Origin of the sequence: Fusobacterium sp. (genome assembly GCF_030528405.1) — a bacterium.
Classification (GTDB): domain Bacteria; phylum Fusobacteriota; class Fusobacteriia; order Fusobacteriales; family Fusobacteriaceae; genus Fusobacterium.
The window spans coordinates 1-24,977 of the sequence record NZ_JAUMYY010000014.1 but is presented as its reverse complement, the minus strand read 5'-3'; the positions used below and the strand labels follow the sequence as shown (position 1 = coordinate 24,977).

Genomic DNA, 24,977 nt, shown 5'->3' with positions numbered 1-24,977 from the left:
GAGATATTATGAACTTGTTTCAAAAGGTTAAGATGGAGTACTCAAAAGTTGAATGGCCTTCAAAAAAAGAAGTTATTCATTCTACTGCTTGGGTTGTAACTATGACTGTTTTAATATCTATCTATCTTGGAATTTTTGATATTCTAGCCCTTAGAGCTTTGAAAGTTTTGGAGGCAATAATATGAGTATAGAAAACGTAAGAAAATGGTTTATGATTCATACTTATTCAGGATATGAAAAAAAAGTAAAAACTGATCTTGAACAGAAAGTAGAGACTTTAGGTTTAGGTGAAATAGTGAGTAATATACTGGTTCCCGAGGAAGAAAATATTGAAATTGTCAGAGGAAAGAAAAAAAGCGTTTTTAGGAAGCTTTTTCCTGGTTATGTAATGCTTGAAATGGAAGCTACTAGGGAAGAGAATGAAAATGGAATTAACTTTAAAGTGGATCCTGATGTTTGGTACATTATAAGAAATACGAATGGAGTAACTGGCTTTGTAGGAGTTGGCTCTGATCCTATTCCCATGGAAGAACATGAGGTAAGAAATATATTTAATATAATAGGAATAAAAGTTCCTAAAGAAATTATACAGGTTGACTTCGCAAAGGGAGATTATGTAAAAATTTTGAATGGAGCCTTTGGAGGACAAGAAGGCGAAGTTGCTGAAATTGATTTAGAACACAGAAAAGTTAAAGTAATGGTTGAAATTTTTGGTAGAATGACACCAGTTGAAGTTGAAATTAGTGGTGTTGAAAAAGTGTAAGTACACACAATTCTTATGGAGGTGTAATTAAAAAAATGGCAAAAGAAGTAATTCATATAATAAAACTACAATTACCAGCAGGAAAGGCAAATCCTGCTCCACCAGTTGGACCTGCATTGGGGCAACATGGTGTAAATATAATGGAATTTTGTAAAGCATTTAATGCTAAAACTCAAGATAAAGCTGGATGGGTAATACCAGTGGAGATCTCTGTATATAGTGACAGATCTTTCACATTTATATTAAAAACTCCACCTGCATCGGATCTATTGAAAAAGGCAGCTGGAATATCATCAGGTGCAAAAAATTCTAAAAAAGAAGTAGCTGGGAAAATAACTACTGCCAAGTTAAGAGAATTAGCTGAAACAAAAATGCCTGATTTAAATGCAGGTTCAGTAGAGGCTGCTATGAAGATAATTGCAGGTTCAGCAAGATCTATGGGAATAAAAATAGAAGACTAATAGCTTTATAAAATTAGTGGTAGGGCAAGTGTCCCGTTAAGCCACAGAGGGAGGAAATTAATAATGGCAAAACATAGAGGTAAAAAATATTTAGAAATTGCTAAATTAGTGGAAGTTGGAAAACTTTATGATATAAGAGAAGCTTTAGAATTAGTACAAAAGACTAGGACAGCAAAATTCGTTGAAACAGTTGAAGTAGCTTTAAGACTTGGAGTTGATCCAAGACATGCTGATCAACAAATTAGAGGAACAGTTGTATTGCCACATGGAACAGGGAAAACTGTTAAAATATTAGCGATAACATCTGGGGAAAATATAGACAAAGCCTTAGCAGCAGGAGCAGATTATGCAGGAGCTGAAGAGTATATAAATCAAATTCAACAAGGATGGCTAGACTTTGATTTAGTAATAGCTACTCCTGATATGATGCCTAAAATTGGGAGACTAGGAAAAATTTTAGGAACAAAAGGTTTAATGCCTAATCCTAAATCAGGTACAGTTACTCCAGACATAGCATCTGCAGTGTCAGAATTTAAAAAAGGGAAATTAGCATTTAGAGTAGATAAATTAGGATCTATACATGCTCCAATTGGGAAGGTAGATTTTGATTTAGATAAAATAGAAGCTAACTTCAAAGCTTTTATGGATCAAATTGTTAGATTGAAACCAGCTACATCAAAAGGACAATATTTAAGAACTGTAGCTGTATCATTAACTATGGGACCAGGTGTAAAAATGGATCCTGCTCTAGTTGCAAAATATGTTGGATAAAAATTTAATATAAATCCAAACCAAAGACAGTAGGAGACAATGTCTTAAAAAAATCCTACCGAGGTTGGAGTTAGGTTTCGCTAACCTCAAAACTCAACCCTTGTTCTTTGGAGCAAGGGTATATTTTTTGAAAAAAGAGGAGGTGAATCAATATGGCAACTCAAGTAAAAAAAGAAGTTGTAGCTGAGTTAGTTGAAAAAATTAAGAAGGCGCAATCAGTTGTTTTTGTTGATTATCAAGGGATTAAAGTTAATGAAGAAACTACATTAAGAAAACAAATGAGAGAGTCTGGAGCAGAATATCTAGTAGCTAAGAATAGATTATTTAAAATAGCTCTTAAAGAATCTGGAATTGAGGACAATTTTGATGAAGTTTTAGAAGGAACAACAGCGTTTGCATTTGGATATACAGATCCAGTAGCACCAGCAAAGGCAGTTTTTGACCTTTCGAAAGCAAAGGCAAAAGCAAAACAAGATGTTTTTAAAATAAAAGGTGGGTATTTAACTGGTAAAAAAGTTAGTGTTGCAGAAGTGGAAGAGTTAGCAAAATTACCTTCGAGAGATCAATTACTATCTATGTTATTGAACTCAATGTTAGGTCCAATAAGAAAACTTGCTTATGCAACTGTAGCAATAGCAGATAAGAAAGAAGCTGCTGAATAGAAATAAAAATAAAAAATAGGAAATTTAAGGAGGAAATAATAATGGCATTTAATAAAGAACAATTTATAGCTGATTTAGAAGCTATGACAGTATTAGAATTAAAAGAATTAGTATCAGCATTGGAAGAGCACTTTGGAGTAACTGCTGCTGCACCAGTAGCTGTAGCTGCTGCAGGACCAGTAGAAGCTGCAGAAGAAAAAACAGAGTTTGATGTAGTTTTAAAATCAGCAGGAGCAAATAAAATAGCTGTAATTAAAGAGGTTAGAGCTATAACAGGATTAGGATTGAAAGAAGCTAAAGATCTAGTTGATAATGGTGGAACAATAAAAGAAGCTGCTCCTAAAGAAGAAGCAGAAGCTATTAAAGAAAAATTAACAGCTGCAGGAGCAGAAGTAGAGGTTAAGTAATAGCGTATAATACTAAAGTCAAAAAAATAGGCACTCTTGAATTATAGAGTGCCTTTTTGGTAACTTTAGTGCTTATTTATTTTTTTAGGTGATAGTTAATCTATTGGAAGTAAACTGCCTATTAATTTCAAAAGATTAATTATTAATTACTTGTAAGGAGAGTGACTTAATGAGCAAACTCATTGAAAGATTAAACTTTGGAAGCATAAAAAATAGAGGAGAAATGCCTCATTTTTTAGAATTTCAATTAAATTCCTATGAAGATTTTTTACAATCTAAAGTTTCTCCAAATAAAAGAGAAAAAAAGGGATTTGAATTAGCATTTAGAGAAATATTTCCAATTGATTCTTCAAATGGAGATATAAGACTGGAGTATATAGGTTATGAATTACATGAGGCAGAATACCCATTAAATGATGAATTGGAATGTAAAAAAAGAGGGAAAACATATTCTAGTTCATTAAAAGTAAGGCTTAGACTTATTAATAAAAAAATGGGAAATGAAATACAAGAGACATTAGTATATTTTGGTGAAGTTCCTAAAATGACAGATAGAGCGACATTTATCATAAATGGTGCAGAAAGAGTTGTAGTATCTCAATTACATAGATCACCAGGGGTATCTTTTAGTAAAGAAGTAAATACACAGACAGGAAAAGATTTATTTTCTGGAAAAATAATACCTTATAAAGGAACTTGGCTGGAATTTGAAACTGATAAAAATGACTTTTTAAGTGTAAAGATAGACAGAAAGAAAAAAGTTTTGGCAACAGTATTTTTAAAAGCAGTGGATTTTTTTGATAATAATACAGAAATAAAAGATTTCTTCTTAAGAGCGGCTACCTTTAATTTAGCAGAAATCTATAAAAAGTATTCTAATGAACCAGAAGAAGTTATTGGAGTTTTAAAAACGAAATTTGAAAATTGTATTTTAAAAGAGGATATAATTGATGAAGAAACAGGTGAATACATTGCAGAAGCTGAATCTGCTTTTGATGAGTCTTTAATTTTAAAATTGATTGAAGCTAAAGTAGAAGAAGTAGCTTATTGGGATGTAAAACCAGAGGAAAAATTAATAGCTAATACTTTATTAAATGATACAACATTTACAAGAGATGAAGCTGTTACAGAAATATTTAAAAAGTTAAGACCTGGTGATCAGGTGACTGTTGAATCTGCAAGAAGTTTGATTAGGCAGATGTTTTTCAATCCACAAAGATACGATTTAGAGCCTGTTGGTAGATACAAAATGAATAAAAGATTGAAGCTAAATGTTCCAGAAAATGAGATTCTTCTAACTAGAGAAGATGTTTTAGCTACAATAAAATATGTAATGGCTCTTAATAATGGAGAACAAACTGCTCATACTGATGATATAGATAACCTATCTAACAGACGTGTAAGAGGTGTTGGAGAACTTCTTTTAATGCAAATTAAAACAGGTCTTACTAAAATGAGTAAAATGGTAAAAGAAAAGATGACAACTCAAGATATAGAAACAGTTACACCTCAATCTCTTCTAAATACTAGACCATTAAATGCTCTTATTCAAGATTTTTTTGGTTCAGGGCAATTATCTCAATTCATGGATCAATCAAATCCTTTGGCAGAATTAACCCATAAAAGAAGAATATCAGCTCTAGGACCTGGTGGTTTATCAAGAGAAAGAGCAGGTTTTGAAGTAAGAGACGTACATGATTCACACTATGGAAGAATCTGTCCTATAGAAACTCCAGAAGGACCTAACATAGGTTTAATAGGTTCTCTTGCAACATATGCAAAAATAAATAAATATGGATTTATTGAAACACCTTATGTAAAAGTGGAAGATGGAATAGCTCAGTTAGACGTAATACATTATTTAGCTGCAGATGAGGAAGAAGGTTTATTTATAGCTCAAGCTGATACAAAATTAGGAAAAAATAATAAGCTACAAGGAGAGGTAGTTTGTAGATATGGGCATGAAATAGTTGAGGTAAGCCCAGATAGAGTAAACTATCTTGATGTTTCTCCTAAACAAGTGGTTTCAGTTTCAGCAGGGCTTATACCATTCTTAGAGCATGACGATGCTAACAGAGCTTTAATGGGATCGAACATGCAAAGACAAGCAGTACCACTTCTTAAGACCGAAGCACCATTTATAGGAACAGGAATAGAAAGAAAGGTTGCAGTAGACTCGGGAGCAGTTGTAACAACTAAAGTTGATGGAATTGTTACATATGTTGATGCAAAGAAAATAGTAATAGAAGATGAAAATGGTAAAGAAAATACATACAGATTATTGAACTACGAAAGATCCAATCAATCTATGTGTCTTCATCAATCTCCTTTAGTGAATTTAGGTGATAAAGTAAAGCGAGGAGATATAATAGCAGATGGACCAGCGACTAAAAATGGAGATTTAGCTTTAGGAAGAAACATCCTTATGGGCTTCATGCCATGGGAAGGTTATAACTATGAAGATGCTATATTAATTTCAGATAGATTAAGAAAAGATGATGTTTTCACATCAATTCATGTGGAAGAATATGAAATAGAAGCTAGAAATACAAAACTTGGAGATGAAGAAATAACTAGAGAGATTCCAAATGTTTCTGAGAGTGCTCTTAGAAATCTTGATGAAAATGGAATTATTAGAATAGGTTCTGAAGTTGAACCAGGGGATATTCTAGTTGGAAAAACAGCCCCTAAGGGAGAAACAGAACCTCCAGCAGAGGAAAAACTATTAAGAGCAATTTTTGGGGAAAAGGCAAGAGATGTAAGAGATACCTCTCTTAGAATGCCACATGGTTCAAAGGGAGTAGTAGTTGAAATCCTTGAACTTTCAAGAGAGAATGGTGACGAATTAAAAGCGGGAGTCAATAAGTCTATAAGAGTATTGGTAGCAGAAAAGCGTAAGATAACAGTTGGGGATAAAATGTCAGGAAGACATGGAAATAAAGGAGTTGTTTCTAGAGTTTTACCAGCAGAAGATATGCCATTTTTAGAAGATGGAACACATTTGGATGTAATATTAAATCCACTTGGAGTACCTTCTCGTATGAACATAGGGCAGGTTCTTGAAGTACATTTGGGAATGGCAATGCGAACATTAAATGAGGGAACACATATTTCTACACCTGTATTTGATGGTGCTTCTGAAGAACAAGTTAAGGATTACTTAGAAAAACAAGGATTTCCAAGAACAGGAAAGGTTACTTTATATGATGGAAGAACGGGAGAAAAATTTGATAATAAAGTGACAGTTGGGATAATGTATATGTTAAAGTTGCACCACTTGGTTGAAGATAAAATGCATGCTAGAGCTATAGGTCCTTATTCACTAGTGACTCAACAACCTTTGGGAGGAAAAGCACAATTTGGTGGACAAAGACTAGGAGAAATGGAAGTTTGGGCTTTGGAAGCATATGGAGCATCTAACATATTACAAGAAATGCTAACTGTAAAATCAGATGATATAACAGGAAGAACTAAAACATATGAAGCAATTATTAAAGGAGAGGCAATGCCTGATTCAGATTTACCAGAGTCATTTAAAGTGCTTTTAAAAGAATTTCAAGCATTAGCTCTTGATATAGAGTTATGTGATGAATATGATAATGTAATAAATGTAGATGAAGAAGTAAATACAGATGAAAATCCAACAGAATACTCACCTTTATCTGAAATGAGAGAAGTTTACATAGAAGATGAAGAAAATGATGGCTTAGATAGTTATGATGATTAAGTAAGTTAAGGGTATAGTCTCGATTAAGGAGGATTTGTAAATTAATGGGAATAAGAAGCTTTGAAAAAATAAGAATAAAATTAGCATCTCCAGAAAAGATTGAAGAATGGTCACATGGAGAAGTGACAAAGCCAGAAACTATAAATTATAGAACATTAAATCCAGAAAAGGATGGTCTATTTTGTGAAAAAATATTTGGACCAACTAAAGATTGGGAATGTTCTTGTGGTAAGTATAAAAGAATGAGATATAAGGGACTTGTTTGTGAAAAATGTGAAGTTGAAGTTACGAAGGCTAAAGTTAGAAGAGAGAGAATGGGGCATATTTGTTTAGCTGCGCCAGTTTCTCATATTTGGTATTCTAAGGGAAGCCCTAATAAGATGTCTTTAATAATTGGAATTTCAGCTAAAGAATTAGAATCTGTACTATATTTCGCAAGATATATAATAACAGCTAGTCAAGAAGAAAGTCTTGAGATTGGGAAAATTCTTACAGAAAAAGAATATAAATTGTATAAACAATTGTATGGAAACAAGTTTGAAGCTTTTATGGGAGCAGAGGGAATTTTAAAACTGCTTGAGGCTATTGACTTAGAAGTACTAAGAGATAGTTTAGAAAAAGAATTAGAAGATGTTAATTCGACTCAAAAAAGAAAAAAAATAGTAAAAAGATTAAAAATAGTTAGAGACTTTATTTCATCGGGTAATAGACCAGAATGGATGATTCTGAAGAATGTTCCAGTTATTCCTGCAGAGTTAAGACCTATGGTTCAATTAGATGGAGGAAGATTTGCTACATCTGACTTAAATGACTTATATAGAAGAGTAATTAATAGAAATAATAGGTTAAAAAAGTTATTAGAAATAAAGGCTCCTGAAATAGTTGTTAAAAATGAAAAGAGAATGCTACAAGAAGCAGTGGATGCCCTTATAGACAATGGAAGAAGAGGGAAACCAGTAGTTGCACAAAATAATAGAGAGCTGAAATCTCTATCAGATATGTTAAAAGGAAAACAAGGAAGATTTAGACAAAATTTATTAGGAAAAAGAGTCGACTATTCTGCTAGATCGGTTATAGTTGTAGGACCTTCCTTAAAAATGAATCAGTGTGGTATTCCTAAAAAAATGGCTCTTGAATTATATAAACCATTTATAATGAGAGAACTTGTAAAAAGGGAGCTAGCTAATAATATAAAAATGGCAAAAAAACTGGTTGAAGAATCAGATGATAAGGTATGGTCAGTAATAGAAGATGTTATACAAGATCACCCTGTTCTCTTAAATAGAGCACCAACATTGCATAGACTTTCTATTCAAGCCTTTGAACCTGTATTGATAGAAGGAAAAGCTATAAGATTACACCCACTAGTTTGTTCTGCATTTAATGCTGACTTTGATGGTGACCAAATGGCAGTACATTTAACTTTATCTCCAGAATCAATAATGGAAGCAAAGCTTCTGATGCTAGCACCAAATAATATAATATCTGCATCAAATGGTGAGCCTATTGCTGTACCATCACAAGATATGGTAATGGGTTGTTATTATATGACAAAGGAAAAAGAAGGTGTTAAAGGAGAAGGGAAAATTTTCTCAAATATAGAACAAGTTATAACAGCTTATCAAAATGAAAAAATTGAAACTCATGCTCTGATAAAAGTTAGAATAGCTGGAGAGATTATAGAAACTACAGCTGGGAGAGTTTTATTCAATGAGATTTTAGAAGCAGAAGATAGAGATTATTCAAAGACATTTGGGAAAAAAGAATTAAAAAAACTTATAAAATCACTATATGAAAAACATGGTTTTTCAAAAACTGCTGATTTAATAAATAAGATAAAAGATTTTGGATATCATTATGGGACTTTTGCAGGGGTATCAGTAGGTATAGAAGATCTTGAAATTCCAAAAGAGAAAAAAGATCTATTGAAAAAGGCAGATAAAGAAGTTGCTGATATTGAAAAAGACTACAAAGCAGGAAAAATAATAAATGAAGAAAGATATAGAAAGACAATTGAGGTATGGTCAAAAACAACTCAAGATGTAACAAATGCAATGATGAGTAATTTGGATAAATTTAATCCAGTATATATGATGGCCACATCAGGTGCCAGAGGAAATACCAACCAAATGAGACAACTTGCAGGAATGAGAGGAAATATGGCCGATACTCAAGGAAGAACTATAGAAGTTCCTATAAAAGCAAACTTTAGAGAGGGACTTACAGTTTTAGAGTTTTTTATGTCATCTCATGGTGCAAGAAAAGGGCTTGCAGATACAGCATTAAGAACTGCTGATTCTGGATATTTAACAAGAAGACTTGTAGATATATCTCATGAAGTGATAGTGAATTCTGAAGATTGTCATACTGAACAAGGAATTGAAGTTGAAGCTTTAATTGGAGCAGATGGAAAAACTATTGAAGAATTAAGTGAAAGAATAAATGGTAGAGTCTTAGCAGAAGATTTAGTACATAAGAAAAAAATTATTGCTAAGAGAAATACTATGATAGGGAAAGAGCTTATTGATAAAATAGAAGAACTAGGTATTAAAAAGGTAAAAATAAGATCTCCATTAACATGTTCTTTGGAAAAAGGGGTTTGCCAAAAATGTTATGGAATGGATTTGTCAAATTATAAAGAAATTTTACTTGGTGAAGCAGTTGGAGTTGTTGCTGCTCAATCAATCGGAGAACCAGGAACACAGCTTACAATGAGAACTTTCCATACAGGAGGAGTTGCTGGAGCAGCAACAGTAGTTGATTCTAAGAAAGCTGAAAACGATGGAATAATTTCCTTCAGAGATATAAAAACTATGGATATCAATGGAGATAATGTAGTGGTGAGTCAGGGAGGAAAAATTATTGTTGGAGATAATGAACACGAGGTTGACTCAGGTTCTATAATAAGAGTAAAAGAAGGAAAAAAGGTTAAAGTTGGAGATGTTTTAGTTTCATTTGACCCACACCATATTCCTATAATATCAGCACATGATGGAAAAGTGGAATATAGAGATTTTAATCCTAAAAGAATTCGGGATGAGAAATACGATGTCTATGAGTACCTAGTTGTAAAGTCTGTAGATAATAGCGAAGCCAATCCAAGAGTTCATATTCGTGATAAGAAAAATGAGAAGTTAGCAACATATACAATTCCTTATGGCGCATATATGATGGTTAGAGATGGAGAAAAAGTTAAAAAAGGAGATATAATAGCAAAAATAATAAAAGTAGGAGAAGGAACAAAAGATATTACAGGAGGTCTTCCTAGAATCCAAGAATTATTTGAAGCTAGAAATCCTAAAGGAAAGGCATTATTATCAGAGATAGATGGTAAAATTGAAATTTTACCAAAGCAAAAAAAACAGATGAGAGCTATTCTAGTAAGATCACTAGAAGATCCAAAAGAATTTAAAGAGTATTTAGTCCCTATGGGAGAACGTTTGGTAGTTACAGATGGTTTAAAAATAAAAGCTGGTGATAAAATAACAGAAGGCGCAATTTCACCATACGATATTTTAAATATAAAGGGTCTTGTTGCTGCAGAGCAATTTATACTTGAATCAGTGCAGCAAGTATACAGAGATCAAGATGTAACAGTTAACGATAAGCACATAGAGATAATAGTAAAACAGATGTTTAAAAAGGTTAGAATAATTGATTCTGGAGCATCATTATTTTTAGAGGATGAAGCTTTAGAAAAAAGAATTGTAGACCTTGAAAATAAGAGATTAATGGAAGAAGGCAAAGCATTAATAAAGTATGAACCTATAATTCAAGGTATTACAAAGGCGGCAGTAAACACAGGAAGCTTTATATCAGCAGCATCTTTCCAAGAAACTACAAAGGTACTTTCTAATGCAGCTATTGAAGGAAAAGTAGACTATTTAGAAGGATTAAAGGAAAATGTAATTTTAGGTAAGAAGATTCCAGCTGGAACGGGCTTCAATAAGTATAAGAATATAAAATTAAAATATAATATGGACAAAGAAGAGAACTAAAAATAAAGGCTGTTATAAGTTATAAAGTTTGAGTAAAATATAACAGCGTTTCTTTAAAAACAATAGATTTCTATGAAGGGAGGTTCAGATTATATGAGAAGTATGACGGGTTATTCTAGATTGAGTTATGAAAATGAAGATTTTAGAATAGATATGGAACTTAAAGGAGTTAATAATAAAAATTTAATAACAAAAATAAAACTTCCTTATAATTTGACTTTACTTGAAAATTTTATAAGACAGCAAATAGCTTCTGTTATAGATAGAGGTTCTCTTGATTTGCGAATAGAGTTTGAAAATAAAAAAGAAAGTTTACAAGAACTGAAGTATGATAAAGATTTAGCAAAGTCATGTATGAAAATACTAGATATAATGGAAGAGGATTTTCAAGATAAATTTTCAAATAAAATGGACTTTTTAATCAGAACTTTCGGAGTAGTATCAAAACAAGATTTAGATATTGATGAATCGACATATAAAGAACTCATAAGTTTGCAATTAGAAGAGCTTTTGAAAAAATTTATAAAGACAAAATTAGATGAAGGAAATAGACTAAAAGAATTTTTTAAAATTCAACTTTTAAAGTTGAAAAAAAATTTAGATCAAATAAAAGAATTGAAAGTTCAGGTTATTGAAAATTATAAAAACAAATTATTATCTAATATTAGGGCTATGAGTCAAGATATTGATATAAAAGAAGAAGATATTTTGAAAGAAGTTTTAATATATGCTGATAGGGTTGATATAACTGAAGAAATTTTAAGATTAGAGAGTCATTTTAAACAACTTGATTTAGAATTTGAGTCAAATAAAAACCAAGGGAAAAAGATAGATTTCATTTTTCAAGAGATATTTAGAGAGTTTAATACAATGGGAGTGAAAGCCAATATGTATGATATATCTAAGTTGGTAGTTGAAAGTAAAAATGAACTTGAAAAAATGAGAGAACAAATAATGAATATTGAATAGGAGATAAAATGTCTTTAGGTAAGTTATATGTAGTTTCTGGTCCAAGTGGTGCTGGAAAGTCAACTGTATGCAAGGAAGTTCGCAAGATTTTGGGAATAAATTTATCTGTATCTGCAACAAGTAGAAGCCCACGCGAAGGGGAAAAAGAAGGAATAGATTATTATTTTTTAACTGTTCCTGAATTTGAGGAAAAAATAAAAAATGGAGAATTTTTGGAGTATGCCAAAGTACATAATAATTATTACGGAACTTTAAAATCAGAAGTTGAAAAAAAACTTCAGAATGGAGAAAAGATTATTTTAGAAATAGATGTACAAGGTGGCATCCAAGTAAAGCAAAAATTCCCAGAGGCCCAATTGATTTTCTTTAAAACAGAAAATAAAGAGGAGCTAGAAAGAAGATTGAGAGGAAGAAAGACTGACAGTGAAGAAACTATAGCTTTAAGGTTAAAAAATTCTTTGAAGGAATTAGAATATGAAGATAGATATCAATTTACTATTATAAATAAAGAAGTAAATCAAGCTTGTAGAGATCTTATAAACATTATTGAGAAATAGGAGAAAAATATGAAAAAAGTAATTACTTATGATGAGTTATTAGATAAAATACCAAATAAGTATATTCTTACGATTGTTAGTGGAGAAAGAGCAAGGGCAAGAGCAAAGGAAAAAATGGAAAAGGGAGCAGAACCTAAGGCTCTTATAAAATATGAAAAGAAAGATACTGAAATGAAAAAAGTATTTAAAGAAATATTAGCAGGGAAAGTAGGATATGAAGATTAAATTTATTAATGTATTATGTTTGTTTGCTTTTTTTGTAATTTCTTGTACAAAAACTGAGTTACAGAAATATGAAGACTCAAGATTTTTATTTGGAACTTATATAAAAATAATTATCTATGAGAAAAATATTGACTTAGCAAAAAAAGCAGCTGATAAAGCTTTTAGTGAAATTGAAAGAATAGACAATAAATTCAACAGTAAATATGAAGGAAGTATAATAGATCAATTAAATAAGTTAGAAGATAAAGAGATTATTTTAGATGATGAAGGTTTAAAAATATTTGAAGAAGTAAGAAAAACTTATCTCTTATCAGATGGAAGATTTGATATAACAATAGGTCCTCTATTAAAGTTATGGGGTTTTACTGAAGAAGGGATAGATTCTTTAACACTTAAAGTTCCAACTAAACAGGAAATAGAATTTATAAAAACTTTTATAGGTTTTGATAAATTACTTGTAGAAGGAAATAAATTAAAACTTCAAAAGCCTTTAAAAGAAATAGATACAGGATCTTTTTTAAAAGGTTATGCATTATCTCAAGCAAAAAAAGTATTACTGACAGAGGGGGTAAAGAGTGCCTTTATAACTTCAATTTCAAGTATAGATCTAATAGGGACAAAACCAGATAATAAACCTTGGAAAATAGGTTTACAGAATCCTTTACTACCGAATGAGTTGATAGGGATCGTTTCTTTGAAAGATAAGGCCTTAGGGGTATCAGGTGACTATCAAACTTATGTAGAAATAGAAGGGAAGATGTATCACCATATTATAGATAAGGAAAGTGGCTATCCTGTAGATGATAAAAAAATGGTAGCTGTTATTAATAATGACGCATTTTTAGCAGATCTATATTCCACAGCTTTTTTCTTAATGCCTATCGATGAAGTTTTAAAATTTGTAGATAAACAAACAGATTTAGAGGTTATGATAGTTGATAAAGATATGAACATAATTAAAACTAAGAATTTTAACTTAGAAGAAATAAAAAAATAATTTTCATATAATACTTGTAAATAGATAGAAATTAAAATATAATATCAAGGTAATAAAATCAAAAATGGAGGGAAAAATGGAATTACAAATGGTTTTTATTTTAGGAATAGTTTCTGGTATAATCTCTTTAATTGCAGCATTCTTTTTTGCAAAAAAAGTAGAACATTATGAAATAAATATACCAAAAGTTCAAGAAATTACAGATGCTATAAGAGAAGGAGCTATGGCTTTTTTGACAGCTGAATATAAAATACTTATTTGGTTTGTTATAGTAGTAGCGGTTGCATTAGGAACATTCATTGGCTTACCAACAGCAGGTTCGTTTATTTTAGGAGCTGTTACTTCTGCAATAGCTGGAAATGCAGGGATGAGAATTGCAACAAAGGCAAATGGTAGAACAGCAATAGCAGCAAAAGAAGGTGGGCTTGCAAAAGCTCTTGATGTTGCATTTTCTGGTGGAGCAGTTATGGGATTAACAGTTGTTGGTCTAGGTATGTTTATGCTTTCACTTATTTTATTAGTAGCAACTAAAGTTGGAATTAGCTTAGAACATGTCACAGGTTTTGGAATGGGAGCTTCTTCAATTGCTTTATTTGCTAGAGTTGGTGGAGGAATTTATACTAAAGCAGCAGATGTAGGAGCAGATTTAGTTGGAAAAGTAGAAGCAGGAATACCAGAAGATGATCCTAGAAATCCAGCGACTATAGCTGATAATGTTGGAGACAATGTAGGAGATGTAGCTGGAATGGGAGCAGATTTATTTGAATCTTATGTTGGTTCAATAATAGCTACAATAACTTTAGCAGCTTTAATGACAGATGTTAACAGAGTAGCCTATATGGTTGCACCATTATTAATATCAGCGTTTGGTATTATAGCTTCAATAGTTGCCACAATGACAGTTAAAACTGATGATGCAACAAAAGTTCATGCTAAATTAGAAAATGGAACAAGAATAGCTGGACTTTTAACTATAGCTGCTTCTTATGGAATTATAAATTATTTAGGACTTCCAAATGGAGTATTTTTTGCAATAGTAGCAGGTTTAGTAGCAGTGTTAGTAATTGCTTATTTTACAGGTCTGTATACAGATACAGGAAAAAAAGCAGTTAATAGAGTTTCAGATGCAGCAGGAACAGGTGCAGCAACAGCTATTATAGAAGGGCTAGCAGTTGGGATGGAATCAACTGTTGCTCCACTTATTGTTATAGCTTTAGCAATAGTAGCTTCATTTAAAGCAGCAGGTTTATATGGTATAGCTATTGCAGCAGTAGGAATGCTTGCTACAACAGGGATGGTAGTCGCAGTTGATGCTTATGGGCCAGTTGCAGATAATGCAGGTGGAATAGCAGAGATGTCAGAATTACCACATGAAGTTAGAGAAACTACAGATAAATTAGATGCTGTTGGAAATTCAACAGCAGCAGTAGGAAAAGGATTTGCAATAGGTTCAGCGGCATTAACAGCACTTTCTTTATTTGCAGCATATAAGGAAGCTATTGATACAAGAACAGCTGAAAGATTAATAATAGATATCACAGACCCAGAAGTTATTGTAGGTTTATTTATAGGTGGAATGTTAACTTTCTTATTTTCAGCCTTAACAATGACAGCAGTAGGAAAAGCGGCTATTGAAATGGTTGAAGAAGTAAGAAGACAATTTAGAGAATTTCCAGGAATTATGGATAGGACACAAAAACCTGATTACAAGAGATGTGTGGAAATATCAACTCATTCTTCTTTAAAACAAATGATATTACCTGGAGTTTTAGCAATAGTTGTGCCAGTTGGAATTGGAATTTGGTCTGTAAAAGCTTTAGGAGGTTTATTAGCAGGTTCTTTAGTTACAGGTGTACTAATGGCTATAATGATGGCAAATGCTGGTGGAGCTTGGGATAATGGTAAAAAACAAATTGAAGCTGGCTATAAGGGAGATAAAAAAGGATCGGATAGGCATAAGGCAGCAGTAGTAGGAGATACAGTGGGAGATCCATTTAAAGATACTTCAGGTCCCTCTTTGAATATATTAATAAAATTAATGTCAATAGTTTCATTAGTGTTAGTACCTTTGTTTGTTAAATTTATGTAAAGAATAAAAAAATTGGTTCTATACTTTTTTGTGAGTAGAATAGGTGAATAATTCTATAAAAATTAAATAAAAAATTTTAACTAAAGTGAAAGATAAAATTCTTCACTTTAGTTTTTTTTTGCTTGCTATCTAAAGAAAAAAAGTATATAATAGAACAAAAATATATTAAATATATTATATATATAATTTAGAGGTGAAAAGTGAAAAAAATATTTTTAATAACTTTTTTAAGTTTAGCTAGTTTCATTTTTCCAGCTTCCTTTAATGAAGAGGAAAAAGTTATTTTAAAGCAAGAACAAAGATTAGAGCAAGAGCGTATTCAAAAGGAATTTGAACAAAGAGAAAAAACATTTGAAAATTTAAATTTTGAAAAATATGAAGGAGAAGAGGGAGGAGATGAAGTAAAATTCTATATATCCAAAATAAATTTAAAGGATGAAGAAAAATTATTAAATGAAATAGAAAAAGAGAGAATACTTGAAAAGTATAGTGCTAAGGAATTAGGTAGCGCAAAAATTACTAATCTTTTAGTAGAATTGACGAACAAACTAATAGCAAAAGGATATATTACTACAGTAGCTACAATTTCAAATGATAACGATCTGAAAACAAAGAATTTAAATATAGAAATAGTACCAGGAAAAATAGAAAAGATTATTTTAGATGAAGAAGATAATTTGGATATTTTAAAAAAACACTTTCTTTTCAAAACTAAAGCAGGAGAGGTTTTGAATGTTAGAGATTTAGATACAACTACGGAAAATTTTAACTATCTTGAAGCAAATAATATGACTATGGAAATAATTCCAAGTGAAAAGCCACATCACTCTATAATAAAAGTTACTAATCAAATGAAAGAGAAATTTACTCTTTCACTTCTCACAAATAATCATGGTGAAGATAGACAGAATGCTATTTGGAGAGCAGGTGCAAGCATAAATATAGATAGTCCTTTAGGAATAGGGGATAGGCTCTATTTTTCATATATGACAGTCAATAGGAAAAATCCAGACAGATCTTGGAAGGCAAGCCCTGATACCTTAAAGCCTGGAGAAATTTTACCAATAGGTCCTAAGGGTTATGATCCAAGTAAAGGAGATGTTCTACCCTATAAAAGAGTTTTAGGAATATATAATTTTAGATATACAATGAAGTATGAAGATTATAGCCTTTCCCTTGGAAAAAGCAGAACAGAAAAAGAAAGTAGCTTTTATGCAGGAAATACAGTTTATGATTTTAAATCTATCAGTGATACTTTTTCAGTAAATATAGATAAAATTTTATGGAGAAATCAAAGGAGTAAAATAAGCTTTGGAATAGGTTTAAAAAGAAAGCATAACGAAAACTATCTTGAAACAGCAATATTGTCGGATAGGATTCTTTCAATAGGAGAAATTTCTTTAAGTGGAAGTACAGCATTATGGAGAGGTTTATTGGGTGTTTCACTGGGCTATGAAAGAGGATTAAGAGCACTGGGCGCAGAGAGAGATGAAGGGAAAATAGCTACAACACCTAAGGCACAGTTCAATAAATATAGTCTTAATCTTAACTATTATAAACCTATTAGTAGTAGATTAGCATATAGATTTAATTTAACAGCCTCACATTCAAATGATGTACTTTATGGTTCAGAAAAGCAAAGTATTGGAGGAGTTGGAAGTGTTGGAGGTTTTCATAGAACAGGGAATATTCAAGGAGATAAGGCAGTGGAAGTAGAAAATGAACTTTCATATAAAATTTTAAGTTCGGAAAAATTTGGAAGCTTATCTCCATATATAAGTCATTCTTATGGAACTGTAAAAAACAATGAAAATTATTCTAAGTATGGAAAAGGACATATGTCTGGTTTAATAGTAGGTCTTAGATATAATATGAAGTATTTTGATTTTGATATAGCCTATGCCAGAGCTTTAAATTATTCTAGCTACTTGGATCCAAGAAGTAGAGATATATATTTTAGTGCGGCAATTAAAGTGAAATTTTAATTAGGGAGTATAGATGAAATTTAGAAATAAGTTTTTTAAAGAAGGTAATAACGGCAATATTTTTAATAATTCATTCAATAGAAATTTTTGCAGGAAGTATAATTTTAGATCCCAACTCAAAACATAACACGAAACTAGATAAAGCAGGAAACGGAGTACCTATAGTTAATATATCAACACCTAATAATAGAGGTATAAGTATCAATGAATTTTTAGATTATAATGTAGATAAAAGAGGACAGGTTTTAAATAATGCAGATAACACAGGGCGTAGCCATTTAGCAGGGCTGATAAATGCAAATCCTAATTTAGGAGCAAATCAGGCAGCCAATTTAATTCTTTTACAGGTCAATGGATCCAATCGTTCTCAGATAGAAGGTTATTTGGAAGCATTGAGTAGAGAAAAAGTAAATGTCATTTTAAGCAATGAGAATGGCATTTATATCAATGAGGCGGGAACTATAAATATTAAAAACTTTACAGCAACTACAGGTAAGGTAAAGCTAAAAGATGGAGATTTTATAGGTATAGATGTAAATAAAGGGCATGTTGCAATAGGGCCTAAAGGTATGGATTTGACTAATGCTAACTATGTTGAAATAATATCTAAAACTTTAGAGCTAACAGGAAACTTAGTAAGCAAAGGAGATTTGAAAGTTGTCACAGGCGCAAATAAAGTTGACAAGAATGGAAATATTGAAAAAATAAAATCTTCTTCTCCAGCAGCAGTTGCAATAGATGCTAGTAATTTGGGTGGAATGTATGCCAATACAATAAAAATAATAAGTACAGATAAGGGAGCAGGTGTAAACTCTGATGCTTTTATAGTGTCTAAAAATAGCAAATTAGAGATTACAGCTGATGGAAAAGTAAAAGTAAATAAGGTACAAGGAAAGGGAATAGCTGTAGAAGCTAAGGATTATGAGCAAAAGGAATTGGCTTATTCAGAAGAAGATATCAAGATAAAAGCAGATAATATTAAACTTGATGGTAAGCTAACACAGGCAGAGAAAGCTATAATATTAGATGGAAATGTTGAAAATAATGCAGAACTTTATACAAAAGAAAATTTAAAGACAAAAAAATTAATAAATACAGGGGATATTGAAGCTCAAGATAAAATTGAAGTAGATGGAAATTTAGTAAATAGTGGGAATATTAAAACAAATAAATCTTTGAAAGCAAAAGATGTAGAAAATACAAAGAATATTTTAGTTGAAGATAATATAAATATAGGAAAACTAGAAAATTTAGGACTTATAGCTACTAATAAAGAATTAGCTATAGAAGGAAGTTTAAAAAATAGTGGAAAAGTTCATGCAATAGAAAAGATAGAAGTAGAATCAAATGCAGAAAATACAGGAGAAATCTTAACAAATTCATCATTTACAGCAAAAGATGTAATAAATACAAAAAAACTGATAGCCAAAGAAAAAATAGATATAACTAAGCTTGATAATAGTGGAACGGTAGTAACGGATAAAAATTTACATATAGATGGAAGTTTGAAAAATAGTGGTAAAATTCATGCAATAGAAAAAATAGAAGTAAAATCAAATGCAAATAATACAGGAGAAATCTTAACAAATTCAACATTTACAGCAAAAGATGTAATAAATACAGAAAAACTGATAGCTAAAGAAAAAATAGATATAGCTAAGCTTGATAATAGTGGTACATTAGCAACAGACAAAAATCTACATATTGATGGAAGCTTGAAAAATAGTGGTAAAATTCAAGCAATTGAAAAGATAGAAGTAAAATTAAATGCAAATAATACAGGAGAAATCTTAACAAATTCATCATTTACAGCTAGAGATGTAAAAAATACGAAAAAGCTGATAGCTAAAGAAAAGATAGATATAGAGAAACTTGATAATAGTGGAATAGTGGCAACAGATAAGAAATTAAATATTGATGGAACTTTAATAAATAGCGGTGATATTCAGGCACTAGATAATATAACTGTTGTGTCAGATACTGAAAATACAGGTAATATTTTAACAAATAAAAGTTTTAGCACAAAAAATCTAAAAAATAAAAATAAGTTGATTGCAAAAGAGAATATTACAAGTGAAAATTTAGAAAATGAAGGTAGTCTTGCAGCTGGAGAAAAGATTGATGTAAAAGGTACATTCATAAATAAGAAATCAGTGGAGTCAAAAAATCTTACTGTAGTAGGTAATAAATTAGAAAATAGTGGAAATATTAAAGTAGAAGAACTTAATGCTAAGGTAAAGACTAGCAAAAATGATGGAAAAATTTTAGCACTTGATAGTATCAAGCTTGAAACGGAAAGCCTTGTAAATACAAATGAAATAGCAGCTCTTAATAATATCACTGCAGATAACACAAATGTTATAAATTCAGGTGATATACTTTCTAATGGAAAAATTTCTTTAAATAATGCAAGTATTACAAATACTAAGAAAATTGCTTCCAATGTAATAGAAATGAAAGATAATAAAAAATTTGACAATACAGGGAGCATAATTGGGGAAAGTGTTGAACTTTTAAGTGAAAATGATATAAATTTAGTTGGAGAACTTCATGGAAATCAAAGCCTTATAATTAAAGGTGAAAATATAGAAAATAATGGAAAGACGACAGGAAATGGGCTTATAGCGATAACATCTAATGACTTTAGCAGTAATAAGGACTTGTCTTCAAAAACATTGGAAATAAATGCAAAAGGAGATATTAAGAATAATGCAATAATAAGTGGTGAAACTGTAAATGTTGAAGGAAAAAATATTACAAATAATGATTTAGTTTTAGCTGCTAATAAATTAACAATGACTGCAGAAGAAAAAGTCGAGAATAAAAAAGGGAAGACTGTTTTTTCAGGAAATGAATTAAATATAAAAGCCAAAGAAATACTTAACCATGAAGGAGAAATAATTGGTGGAAATGTAGAGCTGAAGGCTAAATATATAAGAAATGAAGTTGGACTTCTGCAAGCATTAAATAATATGCATATAAAAACATCAAAGTTCGAAAATATAGGAAGAGTTACGGATCTAGATAAATACGAAAGCTATTATGAAACTTGGGATGGAAAAATAATAGAAGCAAATGAGATTGAAAATTGGAAAAGATGGCATTCTAGAGGAGATTCTAAAAGAAGTGATGGAGATGCTGGAGATTATATAAGAGATAGACAAGAAGAAGCCTTTAATGAGTTTTCAACAAGGGTGAAAAATGATAAGTATGCCTCTTTATTATTTCCAAAATATGAAGCCTTGATGAGAAGTTATCTAGGAAACAAAGGTCATTTTACAGAAAAAACAAAAAGTGCAAGAATACCTACAATTCCATTGAAAGAAAAGTTAAGAAGTTTAGGAGAAACAGAGCATGCAAAGGTAATTGCAGGAAACGATATAATAATAGAATCTGAAACAGGGGGAAAATCAGATGAAATTATTAATAAAGACTCTATAATATCAGCTGGTAATACAGTGAATATTAAAACAAACAGACTTGAAAATATTGTATCTACTGGAGAAAAGGTTAAGGTAAAAACGGGTCAAGAGACTATGTTTATTAAATTTGAAAGAACAGGTAAATGGCCTAGAAAAAAAGTAAGAATGGAAGTTACTTATAGCAGAGATTTTGCTCAGGACTATATTACTAAAAGAGTACCCAGATTAGATGAGAATGGAAAACAGGTTTATGAGGAATATGGTTCTGATGAAAGACCTAGAAGAAGAAAAGTATATGATATTGTAACTGAGTATGTTGGAAGATATGGTTATGTAACAGGTCAGCCAAGTGTAATTGAAGGAAGAAATGTTGTAATAGATTCAACAGTTATAGTGCCTCAGGCAATAGAAGAAGCAAATGGCTTAATAAAAAATGGACTGGCAGGGAATAGATTAGAAAATAAAAATATAGATATTAAAAATGGTATAAATAAAAGTAATTCTAATTTAGTAATTAATTCAAATAGTTCTATAGAAGATTTAAAAAATCAAAATATTGATATAGAAGTGTATGCAAATTTAAAAAAGATGGAGGAAGTATTGAAAAATTCCTCTATAAGTATAGATCCAAACCTTAATAGTGCTCTATTTATTAAAAATGTTTCTCCCAGTTCTAAGTATTTAATGGAAACTAGGGCTAAACATATTAATATAAGTAGTTTTTATGGTAGTGATTACTTTTTAAGCAGAATAGGCTATGAAGAAAAGTGGGATAGAGTAAGAAGGCTTGGGGATGCTTTCTATGAAAATCAACTTATAAATAAAAATATTCATGAAAAATTAGGTACAGCTTTTATAAATGGAAAATCAAATCAAGAGCTTGTAAAATCTTTAATAGATAATGCAAAAGCTGAAGCGGGGGCTTTAAATTTAAAAATAGGTGAAGAGCTGAGTGCAGAACAGATAAAAAATCTAAAAAAAGATATAATTTGGTATGTACAACAAAATGTAAATGGGGTGGATGTTCTTGCGCCAAAAATTTATCTTGCAAAGAATACTTTGGATAATTTAGCTCTTGACAGCAGAAGTAAAATTGCAGGAACAGAGCTGACTTCAATAAAAACTGAAGATTTAGTAAATACTGGAGCTAAGATTGGAAATACAGGTACTACCTATGTGGAAGCAAAGAGCATAACTAATAGAAGCTTAACTGATCAATTATCAGAAATAACAGGAACTAATACATATTTAATAGCTGATAAGGATATAAAAAATATTGGCGGAAGAATTAGAGGAACAGAGCTTGCAACAGTTATATCTAAAGATGGTAATATATTAAATCAAAGCACTGTTATAGAAAGAAACTCTGAATTTTCTGAATTAAATAGAACAAGACACTCAGAAATAAAAGATATAGCAGAAATCTCATCGGATGGGGTTCTAAATATAATAGGAAATAACTACACAAGTGTAGCAGGAATAACAAAGGCTAAGGATTTAAATATAAATGTAAAAGAAGATGTAAATATCAGCTCACAAAAATTAAGTGGAGAGCAAAAGTTTGGAAAAGATGGAGATAATTTTAATTCCTATGCTTTTGAATCTAATATAGGCTCTAATGTAGAGGCAGAGAAATTAAATATAAGTGCTAAGAATTTAAATATTAAAGGTTCAGCTGTTTTAGCTAAGGATGCTATTTTAGATGTAGAAAAAGTAAAAGTTGATTCAAATGTAGATAAGATTGACACAGAGAGCAGATCAAAAGAAAAAGGTTTCTTAAAATCACATTCAAAGAAAGAGCTAGAACATAGAGAAGAAAATGCAGCAGGAACTCTCTATGTAGAAAATAAAGCAGTGATGAAGGGCGATGTAGAAGTAATAGGAAGTAATTTAGCTCTAGGAAAAAATAGTTACATAGGTGGAGAACTAAAGACAGATTCTAAGGCAACATATAATAAATATATATTTGAAGAGAAGAAAAAAGGCTTATCTTCTAATTTAAGCTTGACCAATTTTTCTCTAAGCTATGGAAAAAATGAATTTAACTATGACGAAAGAGATAAGACAAATATAAAATCTAATCTTATCTTAGGTGATGGAACAGTATTAAACAAGGGTGCAAATATTACAGCAACTAATTTCACACATGGAGATATAGCGATAAATAACGGTGATGTAATATATGGAGCCAGAAAAGATGAAAAAGATATAAGAACTAGCTCTAAGAGCAGTAGCTTCGGTTTATCTATAAATATAAGTTCACCTGCGCTTGATAGAGCAAGACAAGCAAGGAATGCAGTAAAACAAATAGGAAATGGAGATAAATTAGGAGGGCTTGTAAATGTAGGGAATGCACTTACAGGAACAGTTGCAGGTCTTGCAGGAAATCAAGGGAATAAACAAGCAGCTAATAATGGAGCGGCAAGAAGCAAATCAGAAATAGACAGTGCTAAGGCTAATAATGACTTCTATTTTGGAATAGGTGCAAATCTTGGATTCAATAAATCAAAACAAGAGAGTGAATCACATACAGAAAGAGCAATAGTAACTACAATAACAGCTAAGGATGAAAACTCAAAGATAAGATATAATAACAATAAAAACATTGTTTATGAGGGAACAGAAGCTAACAACACAACATTTGTGTATAACAATGTAGAAAACATAAGAAAAGAAGCAGTAGAGCTTAATAATTATTATCGTTCAAAAGGAAGCTCCAAAGGAGTAGGATTAAGCGCCAATTTATCACTGTCACCTGATTTAAATAAGGGAGCAGCAGGAGGCAATACTAATTATGGAGCTAATAGTACATCTGTTTCTATAAATGCAAGCACATCAAAAAGTAATTCCAATACAGATGAAACAATCTATAAGAATGGAAGATTTACAGATGTAAATGAAATACATAATAATACAGACACAATGAAACTTTCAGGTTTTAACCAAGAAGGCGGAAAAGTTACAGGAAATATTAAAAATCTTGTGATAGAATCAAAACAAAATACAAGCACAACTACAGGAGGTAGTAAATCAGGAAGTATAGGAATTTCATCTAATTTAGTTCCAACAGGAAGTATAAGCGCAAGTAAAACTAATGGAGATAGAGCCTTTGTTGATAATCAAACAAGCTTTATAGTAGCTAAAGATTCTAATTTGAAAATAGAAAATGCAGAAAATACAGCTTCAATAATAGGTACAGTAGATAATGGGAAAATAGCAATAGAAAACTATATAGGTAAAAATATTGCAAATTCTGAAAATTTTACAACAAAAGGAGCTTCAGTAGGAACATCAGGACTGGGAATAAATTATTCTGATTTAGAAAAAGAAAGAATAGCAAGAAATACAGTTGTTGGAAATGTAAGTATAGATAAATCAAGTGGAGATAAGATAAATACAGATTTATCAAAGGCAAATGAGATAACAAAAAATGAAAGCACAAAAACAGATATCTATGCAGAAAAGCAATTGATAGAAGCTATAGCTAAACCTGATGAATTTAAAGAGAAGTTAGATAAAGCAAGACAAGAATTAAAAGATATAAAGAATGTTTTAGTTAATACAATAAACAATAAAGGAAAAGATAACAGAAACTTTATAGAACTTTTAAATGAACAAAGAAGAAACACTGCAATAAATAATTTACTTGAAAATGATATAAAGAATATTTTAGAAAACAGTAATGATGTACAAAAAGATTTTTCAAAACTAATAGAAAACTTTGGAAAAGACTTAGGAATAGATGTAGAGGTAATCTATGCAGATAGCGCTAATATGCCAAAAGAAAGTAAGCAGAGTATAGGTTCAGCTTTTATAGATAAAGAAACAGGCAAGACAACAATAGCAATAAACACGGATGAAATAAAGACTACCTCAGAATTAATAGGAACAGTATTTGAAGAATTTTCACATATACTAGGTGGAATAGCAGATAGACAGGATAA

At 30.9% G+C, this 24,977-nt stretch carries 15 protein-coding genes and 1 other annotated feature; all 15 genes read left to right on the top strand.

Annotation, left to right across the window (positions count from 1 at the left end):
* The first annotated feature begins 8 nt into the window (after nt 1-8).
* On the top strand, nt 9-185 hold the full coding sequence (gene secE, locus Q4A58_RS03655) for a preprotein translocase subunit SecE (protein ID WP_303116646.1): 177 nt from the start codon (nt 9-11) through the stop codon (nt 183-185).
* A complete protein-coding gene (gene nusG, locus Q4A58_RS03650; RefSeq protein WP_303116645.1) occupies nt 182-763 on the top strand; it encodes a transcription termination/antitermination protein NusG in 582 nt (193 codons plus the stop codon). The genes secE and nusG overlap by 4 nt, the downstream gene beginning before the upstream one ends.
* Before the next feature lie 35 nt (nt 764-798).
* Nucleotides 799-1,224, top strand: a complete 426-nt coding sequence (gene rplK, locus Q4A58_RS03645; RefSeq protein ID WP_303116644.1) for a 50S ribosomal protein L11 — start codon at nt 799-801, stop codon at nt 1,222-1,224.
* Between the two features lie 63 nt (nt 1,225-1,287).
* Complete coding sequence (gene rplA / locus Q4A58_RS03640; protein ID WP_303116643.1) at nt 1,288-1,995, top strand: 50S ribosomal protein L1; 708 nt, start codon at nt 1,288-1,290, stop codon at nt 1,993-1,995.
* A gap of 2 nt (nt 1,996-1,997) precedes the next feature.
* Nucleotides 1,998-2,129 (top strand) — a sequence feature (ribosomal protein L10 leader region).
* Nucleotides 2,130-2,147: 18 nt separating this feature from the next.
* Complete coding sequence (gene rplJ / locus Q4A58_RS03635) at nt 2,148-2,657, top strand: 50S ribosomal protein L10 (RefSeq protein ID WP_303116642.1); 510 nt, start codon at nt 2,148-2,150, stop codon at nt 2,655-2,657.
* A gap of 41 nt (nt 2,658-2,698) precedes the next feature.
* Entirely contained in the window at nt 2,699-3,064 is a 366-nt protein-coding gene (rplL, locus tag Q4A58_RS03630; protein ID WP_022819903.1) for a 50S ribosomal protein L7/L12, read from the top strand.
* 169 nt (nt 3,065-3,233) lie between these two features.
* The gene (gene rpoB / locus Q4A58_RS03625; protein ID WP_303116640.1) at nt 3,234-6,791 is read left to right on the top strand and encodes a DNA-directed RNA polymerase subunit beta; all 3,558 of its coding nucleotides are present in this window, start codon (nt 3,234-3,236) and stop codon (nt 6,789-6,791) included.
* A 44-nt stretch (nt 6,792-6,835) separates the two neighbouring features.
* A complete protein-coding gene (gene rpoC, locus Q4A58_RS03620) occupies nt 6,836-10,789 on the top strand; it encodes a DNA-directed RNA polymerase subunit beta' (RefSeq protein WP_303116639.1) in 3,954 nt (1,317 codons plus the stop codon).
* A 93-nt stretch (nt 10,790-10,882) separates the two neighbouring features.
* Nucleotides 10,883-11,758, top strand: coding sequence for a YicC/YloC family endoribonuclease (locus Q4A58_RS03615; protein ID WP_303116637.1), 876 nt, complete (start codon nt 10,883-10,885; stop codon nt 11,756-11,758).
* 8 nt (nt 11,759-11,766) lie between these two features.
* Entirely contained in the window at nt 11,767-12,315 is a 549-nt protein-coding gene (gene gmk / locus Q4A58_RS03610) for a guanylate kinase (protein ID WP_303116635.1), read from the top strand.
* Nucleotides 12,316-12,324: 9 nt separating this feature from the next.
* Complete coding sequence (gene rpoZ / locus Q4A58_RS03605; RefSeq protein ID WP_303116634.1) at nt 12,325-12,540, top strand: DNA-directed RNA polymerase subunit omega; 216 nt, start codon at nt 12,325-12,327, stop codon at nt 12,538-12,540.
* Nucleotides 12,530-13,537, top strand: a complete 1,008-nt coding sequence (locus Q4A58_RS03600; protein ID WP_303116633.1) for an FAD:protein FMN transferase — start codon at nt 12,530-12,532, stop codon at nt 13,535-13,537. The genes rpoZ and Q4A58_RS03600 overlap by 11 nt, the downstream gene beginning before the upstream one ends.
* Nucleotides 13,538-13,613: 76 nt before the next feature.
* The gene (locus Q4A58_RS03595; RefSeq protein WP_303116631.1) at nt 13,614-15,626 is read left to right on the top strand and encodes a sodium-translocating pyrophosphatase; all 2,013 of its coding nucleotides are present in this window, start codon (nt 13,614-13,616) and stop codon (nt 15,624-15,626) included.
* A gap of 200 nt (nt 15,627-15,826) precedes the next feature.
* Nucleotides 15,827-17,611 (top strand): ShlB/FhaC/HecB family hemolysin secretion/activation protein, encoded by a 1,785-nt coding sequence (locus tag Q4A58_RS03590; RefSeq protein WP_303116629.1) that lies wholly within the window; start codon nt 15,827-15,829, stop codon nt 17,609-17,611.
* 26 nt (nt 17,612-17,637) lie between these two features.
* The coding region (locus tag Q4A58_RS03585) for a filamentous hemagglutinin N-terminal domain-containing protein (RefSeq protein WP_368501105.1) at nt 17,638-24,977 on the top strand (7,340 nt) is incomplete at its 3' end.